Source organism: Lachnoanaerobaculum orale (assembly GCF_003862485.1).
GTDB lineage: Bacteria > Bacillota > Clostridia > Lachnospirales > Lachnospiraceae > Lachnoanaerobaculum > Lachnoanaerobaculum orale.
The window spans coordinates 412239-422720 of record NZ_RRCM01000001.1; the positions used below are offsets into that span (position 1 = coordinate 412239).

The following is a 10482-nucleotide window of genomic DNA, read 5'->3' on the forward strand; positions in this document are numbered from 1 at the left end:
TTTTACTACTAACAGGTAGTAATGATTTGATAGATCTTACTCAAATTTATCTCAATCTGCATTTTTGTGATGAACAACGAAATCCCCTGCACCCCTTGCAAATCAAGGCGTTTTAGGGGCAAAAAGGAGTAAATAAAATATGATAAAAGTACTTTTCATCTGCCACGGCAATATCTGCCGTTCACCTATGGCGGAGTTTATAATGAAAGACAAAGTAAAAAAGCTTGGGCTGGAGGATATGTTTGAGATAGCCTCAGCAGCTACAAGCGCAGATGAGATATGGAACGGTGTAGGTAATCCGGTGTATCCTCCTGCAAAAGATGAACTTAAGAAACACGGGATAGCCTGCTCGGGCAAGAAGGCAAGGCAGATGGTAAAGTCCGACTATGAAGAATACGACTACCTGATAGGAATGGACGATGCCAATATAAAAAATATGAAGAAAGTTTTTGGAAGGGATGATAAAGTATATAAACTTTTGAGTTTTACAGGAAGTGATGAGTCGGTATCCGATCCGTGGTATACCGACAGATTTGATACAGCTTATAATGATATAGATAGAGGAGTGGACGGATTTTTGAAGTTTTTGGAGGTAAAAAATGTCATCAATTAAAAAAGTATTGATAATAAAGGTTATATTGGCAGCTGTTTGTATTGCAGCAGGATTGGTATCGTTTTTTGTGCTGGCAGGCATTTTCAGTAATGTAGATTTTTATGCGGATACTATAAGCGCACTTGATAAGAGCAGGAGCAAGGTGATGGAGCTTGCGGCTGCAGCGGTAGCGTCATCTTCCGCCATAACACTTTTGCCGGGAGATATAGGCACTCCGGTTGCACAGGAACTTGCAGAGATGAGTAAGTATTTTTTGATTGTACTTTGTGCCATCTATCTTGAAAAATTTTTGCTGACAGTAACAGGAATGGTTGCATTCAAGTATATCATTCCGGTTGCCTGCCTTTTGTTTATTATATTTATAGCATCGAATGAAAAGGTGTTTGCAAAGATTGCAACCAAGCTGTTTTTATTCAGCCTGGTTATATCATTTACAATACCGATCAGTGTAAATATCGCAAATATGATAGAAAGCAACTACGCCTCGTCCATAGATACGACACTGAATAACGCCAAGCAAAACACTCAGACCGTTACGGATGATGCCAAGGAAGAGAGCGGCAATGCCATAGATAAGTTTGTAAACAATATCACAGGCAATGCAAATGAAATTCTAAAGAAATTTGAGAATACCGTAAGTTCATTTATAGAAGCAATTGCAGTGATGATAGTAACTTCATGCCTTATACCTATAGGTGTGCTGTTTTTCTTCCTTTGGCTGGTAAAGCTGATATTCTCAATAAACGTAAACGGCTTCGGTTTTATGCGTAGAGAAAACAGGTAGCCAAATTATTTGTAAAAAATACTGAGAATTTAATTTTGGAGTGTATGCATTAGAGAAAAAGGAAAGGTTTACCTTTCCTTTTTCTCTAATGCCAAACCTATCAAACGATCTGTATAATCTGCCATAAATAAAGGAATATTCAGTACATCGTCATCAAGTTTCAGATTATTCAATGAAAAGCGTATTTTAAGTTTTACATTATTAGGAAATAATTCCTTAAACTTCTTTAAGCTCTTAGAGGATGTATTGGTTTCAGATTTGACTTCTATAGGAAAAATATCATTTTCACGCTGAATGAGGAAGTCAACCTCATAAGGAGGATTATTTTGCGACCAATACCTTGGAGTCACTTCAAATTGTGTAATTAAGGTTTGAAGTACAAAGTTTTCAGTCAATGCACCCTTGAATTCTGTGAACAGGCGATTTCCTTCACCAAATGCGGTAGGTGACAGTTGAGCCAGACGGCGGAGTAAACCTACATCTACAAGATAAATTTTAAAGGCCGATATATCATCATAAGCTGCAATAGGAAGGCCGGGAGCAGAGCTGCGGTATATTTTATGTACAAGTCGTGCGTCAACAAGCCACTGTAAAGCATCTTCATATTCACGAGCTCTTGCACCTTCTTTTACAACTTTATAAATGAACTTCTTGTTTTCTCTTGCAAGTTGTGAAGGCACGGATTTCCAAATCATGGATATTTTCGGGAATTCACTGATATTGGGATGTTTTGCAAAATCACGCTCATATGCACTGATAATATCAGACAGAGATTCCTGCATAGCGGAAACGTCACGAGCTTTTGTCCACATTAGAACAGGTTCAGGCATACCGCCTGTAACATAATACATCTTCAGTTTCTCATACAGAGGGTTGAAGAAGGCGTCCGGTAAAGGTTCAATTGAATTTACATTTTCCAAAAAGTCGGCAAGATTTTTGTCACCGTTGGCAATCAGAAATTCTGAGAATGTCATCGGATCTATCTGTAGAAAGTTTACTTTTCCTACCGGAAAAGAAGTTGGTTTTGCAAGAGTAATACCAAGCAAAGAACCTGCACAAGCGATATGATACTGTGGGGCGTTCTCGCAGAAATATTTCATAGAATTGATGACTTTAGGGCAGTCTTGAACCTCATCAAAAATGATGAGAGTTTTTTGGGGCGAAATCTTTTGACCGCTTGCAAGGATTAAGTTTTGAAGAATACGATCGACGTCTTTAGTAGTTTCAAAGAATTGCTTATATTCTTCGTTCTCATCAAAGTTAAAATAAGCTGTATTTTCATAGTAAAGTTTTCCGAATTCCTTTAAAATCCAAGTCTTACCTACCTGTCGTACACCTTTTAGGATTAACGGTTTTCTATATGGAGAATTTTTCCAGTTCAAAAGATTTTTTAAAATAAATCGTTCCATAGCCTTGCCCTTCACATTTTTATATTGATTTTAGTGTATATAAATCACATTTTTATTATATACTAAAATATAAAAAATACAATATAAACCACAGATTTATACGAATCAAGAAAAACGGATTATGTTAAAAAGATAACGTTAAAACATTGACAATGTAACAAATGTGATGTATCATATAAGCAAGAGGTTAAATTTATTTGCAAAGAGTGATTTTGCTTACACTTTTTGCTTAATATATTAAATTTAATATGGAGGCTGTATATGAGATTTACATTACCAAGGGATATTTATCACGGAAAAGATTCACTTGAGGCTTTGAAGAACTTCACCGGTAAGAAGGCTTTTGTCTGTGTAGGCGGAGGCTCTATGAAGAGATTCGGCTTTTTGGACAAGGTGGTAGACTACCTTAAAGAAGCGGGCATGGAGGTAAAGCTTTTTGAAGGAATAGAGTCTGACCCTTCTGTAGACACCGTAATGCGCGGTGCTAAGGAGATGATTGAGTTCGGACCTGACTGGATAGTAGCTATCGGCGGAGGTTCACCTATTGATGCAGCTAAGGCTATGTGGATAAAGTATGAATATCCTGATTGTACATTTGAAGATATGTGTAAGGTATTCGGTATTCCTACACTTAGAAAGAAAGCAAAGTTCTGTGCTATTTCTTCCACATCGGGAACAGCTACCGAGGTAACGGCTTTTTCAATCATTACAGACTATGAAAAGGGTATCAAATATCCTATAGCAGACTTTGAGATAACACCTGATGTGGCAATCGTAGACCCTGCACTTGCAGAGACTATGCCGAAGAAGCTTGTTGCACATACAGGTATGGACGCTTTGACACACGCAATCGAGGCATATGTATCTACTGCAAACTGTGATTTTACGGATCCTCTTGCACTGCATGCAATAGAGATGATTCATAAGTATCTTATCAAATCATACAATGAGGATAAGGAAGCAAGAGATGCAATGCACAATGCACAGTGTCTTGCAGGTATGGCATTTTCAAATGCATTGCTTGGAATAGTACATTCAATGGCACATAAGACAGGTGCGGTATTCGGTGACTACGGTGCTCACATTATACATGGTGCGGCAAACGCAATGTATCTTCCTAAGGTAATCGCTTTTAACGCTAAGGACAGTGAGGCGGCTAAGAGATATGCGAAGATAGCCGATGTACTTGGTCTGTCCGGAAATACACAGGAAGAGAAGATAAAAGAACTTATCAAGTATGTCAGAGGAATGAATGACGAGCTTAATATTCCGCACTGCATAAAGAATTACGGAGCAGATTCATATCCTACAGAAAACGGATTTGTACCTGAGAACGTATTCCTTGAGAGACTGCATGATATAGCAGTAAATGCTGTAGCTGACGCTTGTACAGGCTCAAACCCTAGACAGCCGAGTGTTGAAGAGATGGAAAAACTTTTGAAATGTTGCTATTATGATACTGAAGTGGACTTCTAATAAGTAGTTACACTAATCCTTAGTATCTAAGTATAATAAACACATCAATGACGTAAGTTGTTGGTGTGTTTTTTTACTTATAAATCATTTATAATAAATATAAAACTAAGGATATAAAACTAAGTATCAAATTTACTTGAAAAATAATAAAAAAAGTTGTAATATGATAACGAGTTTCAAATTAGACTATCCGAGTAGGGTAGCAATGTTGGAGGTGTGATTTGACGAAGGCTCAGTATAAAACCAAACAATTGTTGGAAATAGAGGATTTTCTGAAGGAAAATGCGAACAAGCATGTCACTGTGAGTGACATTATTCTTTTTTTCAAAGAGCAGGGAAAGAACATCGGGAAAGCCACTGTTTACAGACATTTGGAAAGAATGGTAAGTGACGGATCTGTACATAAATATATGCTTGATGCGGGAGACAGTGCGTGCTTTGAGTATATTGAAGATGAGGACTTGCATCCGGTTTGCTTTCACTGTAAATGTGAGAAATGCGGTAAACTTATTCACTTGGAGTGTACTGAATTGTCCCTGATAGGAGATCATCTGAGAGAGGAACACGGCTTTGATATCGACCACGCCAGAACAGTTTTTTATGGAACTTGTAATGAATGTAGAAAAGAGGGTAAGCTATGAAAAGATTTATTGGAATAGGACTTGGTATCCTTATGGTAATGATGACACTTCTCGGCTGTGCAAAAAAAGATGATACGGCTGCAAGTGCAGGTAAAGAAGGTAAGAAAATAAGTATTGTTACCACTATCTTTCCGGCATATGACTGGGTAAAGCAGGTGGTAGGCGATAATAAGAACGTGGATATTAGTTTTCTTATAGATAAGGGAGTTGATTTACACAGTTATCAGGCGTCCGCACAGGATATTGCAAAAATCACGGACAGCGACCTGTTCGTATATGTAGGCGGAGAGTCTGACGGATGGGCTGAGGATATCGTAAAGGAAAATCCTAATCTAAAATACATCAGTATGGTAGACAGTATCGGTAAAGCTGCATTAGAAGAAGAACTTGTAGAGGGTATGCAAGAGGAACAAGGTGAAGAAGAGGGTGAAGAGTGCGCCATCGATGAGCACGTTTGGCTTTCATTGGCAAATGCCAAGACTATAGTGGGGGCTATAGAAGCCAAGTTGGCGGAGATAGATCCTGACAATAAGAGCAGTTATGAAAAGAATGCAAATGATTATATTGCAAAGCTTGACGCGCTTGACAAGGAGTATCAGGATGCTCTTTCAAAAGTTCAGGATAAGACAATCCTTGTGGGAGACAGATTCCCGTTCAGATACCTTGTAAATGAGTATGGAATAAAGTATTATGCCGCATTTAAAGGATGTGATGCAAACAGTGAGGCGTCATTTGAAACAGTCAAATTCTTGGCAAACAAGATGGATGAGTTGAAGCTTACAAAGATATTTATAATTGACGGTTCAAAGGGTGACCTTGCAAAGACAATAGTGGAAAACACAAAGGATAAGAATGCAAAGGTTTTGGTACTTGACTCTATGCAGTCAACAAAGAGTAGTGATAATGCCGACTACCTTGATATAATGAAAAAGAATTTGGAAGTACTCAAAGAGGCATTATAGACTGGAGATTTATGATAAAATGTGAAAATCTGTCACTGGGATATGACGGAAAGGCTATAGTAGAGAATCTGAACTTTGAAATAAAAGACGGAGATTATCTATGCATTATAGGGGAGAACGGTGTGGGAAAGTCTACATTGATAAAGACGCTTTTAAAACTTATAAAGCCTGTATCCGGAGAGGTTATATATAATGAGAACCTTATGCCGACCGAAATAGGATATCTTTCACAGCAACAGCAGCTTATGAAGGATTTCCCGGCATCCGTCTTTGAAATAGTAATCTCGGGATGTCAGTCAAAGGTGGGGATTAGACCATTTTATAATAAAAAAGAAAAGCTGGCCGCAAGGGAAAAGATAGAAGAGCTGGGGCTTTCAGACCTTATGAAAAGAAGCTTCAGTGAACTCTCAGGCGGTCAGCAGCAAAGAGTTCTTTTAGCCAGAGCATTGATGGCAGGTCAGAGGCTCATGATACTTGATGAGCCCGTGACAGGTCTTGACCCGCATGCAAGTCAAAATATGTATGATATTATCAACGGGCTTAATAAAGACGGAATGACGGTAGTTATGATTTCACATGATGTGGATGAGGCGCTTGAGTATGCGACAAATGTGTTATATATAGGAAAGCAGATATTTTTCGGAGATACAGCCGAGTATAAAAGGAGTGTGGGAATACAATGAAAGAATTAAGTTTATATTTTAGTTATCCTTTTGTACGATATGCGATAATCGTAGGAATACTTATAGCGCTTTGCTCTTCACTTCTTGGAGTTATCCTGGTTTTGAAGAGATTTTCATTTATAGGAGACGGACTTTCACATGTAGCTTTCGGTGCGGTATCTGTAGCTACAGTGTTTAATCTTACCGACAATATGATACTTGTACTGCCGGTAACAATTATTGCCGCAATTATCCTTTTGAAAGGCGGTACAGGAGGCAAGATAAAAGGTGACGCCTCTATAGCCATGATGTCTGTAGGAGCGTTGGCATTCGGCTATTTGGCGATGAATGTATTCTCAAGCGGAGCAAATCTTGCCGGAGATGTATGTACCACCCTTTTCGGATCCACCTCAATACTTACATTGACCAAGGAAAAGGTAATGCTTTGCATTGTACTTTCCGTAATTGTGATAGCCATATTTATACTGTTTTACAATAAAATATTTGCAGTAACCTTTGATGAAAACTTTGCCGTTGCGACGGGTATCAATACAAGAAAATACAATCTTTTGATAGCGATTGTTATTGCGGTAATTGTGGTACTGGCAATGAATCTGGTGGGATCACTGCTTATATCCGCACTTGTAGTATTCCCGGCACTTGCTTCTATGTGTGTGTTCAAAAGCTTCTTATCCGTGACCGTATCATCGGCAATATTTTCCGTGGTATGTACAAGCGCCGGACTTTTTATTTCAGTACTTGCAGGTTCGCCTGTAGGTGCCACTATTGTATGTATTGATATATTGGTATTCTTTGCATTTTATATAATAGGCAGAGTAAAGGGGTAGTTAGTACAGACTATCCTGTATTTACGCTTAGATTTTATATTCTTTGTTATTTTTTTATCTTGATAATACTTTTGAATTAATGTAAAATCAAAGTCGAGTTTAGAAATAACAAACAACCGCAGTTGTTTTCGGTTGCTTAAGATAGCATTTGATGGAAAAAGAGGTATATATGGATAAGAGACCGATAGTACTATGTATAATGGATGGTTTAGGTATAAGAAAGGGACATGATCATAATGCCGTATTTGAGGCAAAGACTCCGAATCTTGACAGACTTGAGAAGGAATATCCTTTTGTAGAAGGTCAGGCAAGCGGACTTTATGTAGGTCTGCCTGACGGACAGATGGGTAATTCCGAGGTAGGTCATATGAATATGGGTGCCGGAAGGATTATCTATCAGGAGTTGACCAGAATATCAAAGGCGATAGAGGACGGAGATTTCTATAAGAATAAGGGACTTTTGGCAGCTGTAGAGAATGTAAAGAAAAACAACAGTGCGCTTCACCTTATGGGACTTGTTTCAAGCGGCGGTGTTCACAGCTACAATACTCATATCTACGGACTTTTGGAACTTGCAAAGAGAAACGGCATAAAGGAAGTTTATGTACATGCGTTCCTTGACGGTAGAGATACACCTCCTACATCAGGTAAGGAGTTTGTAGCCGAGCTTGAAGATGAGATGGCAAAGATAGGTGTAGGTAAGGTTGCATCTGTAATGGGTCGTTTCTATGCAATGGACAGAGACAACCGTTGGGACAGAGTTGAAGCGGCTTACAATATAATGACCAAGGGCGGCAATGAAAAGGTAAGTGCCACAGAGGGTATACAGGAGTCATATGATGATGACAAGAACGATGAGTTCGTAGTACCTTTTGCAGTGGAAGGTACAAAGAGAATACAGAACAATGATTCTATAATATTCTTCAACTTCAGACCTGACAGAGCAAGAGAGATGACAAGAGTTTTCTGTGTAGACGACTTTAACGGTTTTGACAGAGGTCAAAGACTTCATACAACATTTGTTTGCTTTACAGATTATGATGACACTATCACAGATAAGATAGTTGCATTTGAAAAAGAAGAGATAAAGGATACATTCGGTGAGTTCTTGGCTGCACATCATTTAAAGCAGTTAAGACTTGCAGAGACTGAAAAGTACGCACATGTTACTTTCTTCTTCAACGGCGGTAAGGAAGAGCCGAATGAGGGTGAGGACAGAATCCTTGTAAATTCTCCTAAGGATGTGGCAACCTATGACCTCAAGCCTCAGATGAGTGCTTATGAGGTTTGTGACAAGCTTGTAGGTGCTATAAAGGGCGGTAAGTACGATGTTATAATCATCAACTTTGCAAACCCTGATATGGTCGGACATACTGCAGTGGAATCTGCAGCTATAAAGGCTGTAGAGGTAGTGGATGAGTGTGTCGGAAAGGCGGTTGAAGCAATCAAGGAAGTGAACGGTATAATGTTTATCTGTGCCGACCACGGAAACTGTGAGACATTGGTTGATGAGAAAACAGGTGAGCCTTATACGGCACATACTACAAACCCTGTACCTTTTATACTTGTAAATGCGGACCCTAAGTATAAGCTTGCAGAAGGTGGCAGACTTTGTGATATAGTTCCTACACTTATAGAGCTTATGGGAATGAAAAAACCTGAGGCTATGACAGGAAAGAGCCTTTTGGTTGAGAAATAAAATATAAATGATATGATAAAACGCTCGAAGGTAATACTCCGGGCGTTTTTTATTGCCTATATTTTTAAACAAAATTTAATCAATATGTACTTATTATTCATATGATATTGCTTGACATTATAAATAGTTAGTGTATTATTTGTATTGGTACAGTTAATATAATTTATCACATAACAAAGAGTGAAATAAATTATAAATATTTTGTGATTATTATTGTTTAGAGGTAAATTTGCGATATAATATCAAATACTTTACAATAAATGACGGAGGTTATATGAAAAGGAATATAATAAAAATAGGAGCTTTGGGACTTGCTTCTATAATGACTTTTGAGAGCGTGGGAGCAGGCAGCGTATTTGCACAGAGCTCAAACTTTGAATTAAGAAAAAAAGTAATAGGTCTTACGGGAATTACCTTTGTAAGCGGAAATATAGACAGATTTGTAACCAGAGGTGAATTCGCCAAGATGCTTGCACAGGCTTCACCGTATCGCTCGGTACTTACCAAAAACAGCAACACATCGGTATTTAATGATGTGCCTAAGGACAATGAAAATGCGGCGGCTATAAAGATGGCTGTGGAGCACGGATATATGACAGGATATCTTGGCGGAGTTTTCAAGCCGAACGACAATGTTACGCTTAATGATGCAATAAGAGGAGTACTTACATTGCTTGGATATGATGCAAGCGATTTTGCGGGAGACGCCAACAATAAGAGAATGGCAAAGTACGGCTTCCTTGAGCTTAACGAAAATCTTACATCACTGAGCGCCAATTCAAATCTTACCGTTAGAGATTGTATAAATCTTTTCTACAATATGTTAAAGACCAATATGAAAGACGGCGGTGCATATGTGGTTACGGTATTTAACGGTGAAATAAACAAGGACAAGGAAGTAAATCCTCTAAAACTTGCAGATAATTCACTAAAGGGACCGAAGGTTGTAAAGTCTGTAAATCAGCTTGCAAGGGCTTTGCCTTTTGACTATAAGGACGGAAACTTATTTGTAGACGGAAGAAGTGTGGGTGCCGATTACTTCAAGAGTCTTATGGAATCATCGGATGTGGGACTTGTAATCTATTATTCCGCAGCTGCAAAGACTGTTTGGGCATATGATGAGAATACTGACGCCACCAACGGAAAGAAGGCTGTACACGGTACCGTGGAGAGTATTTACTATGAGTCGACTTCTTCACTTACACCTACATCGGTTACTATTGACGGACAGGAATATCAGATTACAAACAGCGATATGCAGTTTGCATTCTCTATCTACGGAAGCATCAAGGTAAACGATGATGTTACATTGGTAGTGGATATCAATAATGCCGAAGACGGTACTTCGACATATTCGGTAGTTGATTATATAGAGGATTAGTGGGGGA

General features: G+C 38.6%; 10 protein-coding genes. 9 read left to right on the forward strand and 1 reads right to left on the reverse strand.

Annotated elements, in window-relative coordinates; translation table 11 throughout:
- Positions 1-139 precede the first annotated feature (139 nt).
- On the forward strand, positions 140-613 hold the full coding sequence (locus EHW90_RS02110; RefSeq protein ID WP_124950873.1) for a low molecular weight protein-tyrosine-phosphatase: 474 nt from the start codon (positions 140-142) through the stop codon (positions 611-613).
- Positions 600-1397, forward strand: a complete 798-nt coding sequence (locus EHW90_RS02115; RefSeq protein WP_124950875.1) for a beta-carotene 15,15'-monooxygenase — start codon at positions 600-602, stop codon at positions 1395-1397. Before EHW90_RS02110 ends, EHW90_RS02115 begins: the two co-directional genes overlap by 14 nt.
- A 68-nt stretch (positions 1398-1465) precedes the next feature.
- Here the strand turns inward: EHW90_RS02115 and EHW90_RS02120 are convergent, their stop codons facing one another.
- The gene (locus EHW90_RS02120; RefSeq protein WP_124950877.1) at positions 1466-2806 is read right to left on the reverse strand and encodes an ATP-binding protein; all 1341 of its coding nucleotides are present in this window, start codon (positions 2804-2806) and stop codon (positions 1466-1468) included.
- A 261-nt stretch (positions 2807-3067) separates the two neighbouring features.
- Between EHW90_RS02120 and EHW90_RS02125 the strand changes: the two genes are divergently transcribed.
- The 7 genes from EHW90_RS02125 to EHW90_RS02155 all read left to right on the forward strand — a co-directional run bounded on the left by EHW90_RS02125 (position 3068) and on the right by EHW90_RS02155 (position 10475).
- Positions 3068-4282: an iron-containing alcohol dehydrogenase gene (locus EHW90_RS02125; RefSeq protein ID WP_124950879.1), complete on the forward strand. Its 1215-nt coding sequence runs from the start codon at positions 3068-3070 to the stop codon at positions 4280-4282.
- A gap of 221 nt (positions 4283-4503) precedes the next feature.
- Positions 4504-4923: a Fur family transcriptional regulator gene (locus tag EHW90_RS02130; protein WP_009446017.1), complete on the forward strand. Its 420-nt coding sequence runs from the start codon at positions 4504-4506 to the stop codon at positions 4921-4923.
- Positions 4920-5885 (forward strand): metal ABC transporter substrate-binding protein, encoded by a 966-nt coding sequence (locus EHW90_RS02135; protein ID WP_124950881.1) that lies wholly within the window; start codon positions 4920-4922, stop codon positions 5883-5885. Before EHW90_RS02130 ends, EHW90_RS02135 begins: the two co-directional genes overlap by 4 nt.
- 11 nt (positions 5886-5896) lie before the next feature.
- Entirely contained in the window at positions 5897-6568 is a 672-nt protein-coding gene (locus tag EHW90_RS02140; RefSeq protein ID WP_124950883.1) for a metal ABC transporter ATP-binding protein, read from the forward strand.
- Positions 6565-7395, forward strand: a complete 831-nt coding sequence (locus tag EHW90_RS02145; protein ID WP_009446021.1) for a metal ABC transporter permease — start codon at positions 6565-6567, stop codon at positions 7393-7395. The genes EHW90_RS02140 and EHW90_RS02145 overlap by 4 nt, the downstream gene beginning before the upstream one ends.
- Positions 7396-7564: 169 nt before the next feature.
- Positions 7565-9094: a 2,3-bisphosphoglycerate-independent phosphoglycerate mutase gene (gene gpmI / locus EHW90_RS02150; protein ID WP_124950885.1), complete on the forward strand. Its 1530-nt coding sequence runs from the start codon at positions 7565-7567 to the stop codon at positions 9092-9094.
- Between the two features lie 274 nt (positions 9095-9368).
- Positions 9369-10475, forward strand: a complete 1107-nt coding sequence (locus EHW90_RS02155) for an S-layer homology domain-containing protein (protein ID WP_124950887.1) — start codon at positions 9369-9371, stop codon at positions 10473-10475.
- Positions 10476-10482 lie beyond the last annotated feature (7 nt).

Coding starts and splice junctions, on each gene's coding strand:
- EHW90_RS02110 (WP_124950873.1), top strand. CDS start 140: ATGATAAAAGTACTTTTCATCTGCCACGGCAATATCTGCCGTTCACCT.
- EHW90_RS02115 (WP_124950875.1), top strand. CDS start 600: ATGTCATCAATTAAAAAAGTATTGATAATAAAGGTTATATTGGCAGCT.
- EHW90_RS02120 (WP_124950877.1), bottom strand. CDS start 2,806: ATGGAACGATTTATTTTAAAAAATCTTTTGAACTGGAAAAATTCTCCA.
- EHW90_RS02125 (WP_124950879.1), top strand. CDS start 3,068: ATGAGATTTACATTACCAAGGGATATTTATCACGGAAAAGATTCACTT.
- EHW90_RS02135 (WP_124950881.1), top strand. CDS start 4,920: ATGAAAAGATTTATTGGAATAGGACTTGGTATCCTTATGGTAATGATG.
- EHW90_RS02140 (WP_124950883.1), top strand. CDS start 5,897: ATGATAAAATGTGAAAATCTGTCACTGGGATATGACGGAAAGGCTATA.
- EHW90_RS02145 (WP_009446021.1), top strand. CDS start 6,565: ATGAAAGAATTAAGTTTATATTTTAGTTATCCTTTTGTACGATATGCG.
- gpmI (WP_124950885.1), top strand. CDS start 7,565: ATGGATAAGAGACCGATAGTACTATGTATAATGGATGGTTTAGGTATA.
- EHW90_RS02155 (WP_124950887.1), top strand. CDS start 9,369: ATGAAAAGGAATATAATAAAAATAGGAGCTTTGGGACTTGCTTCTATA.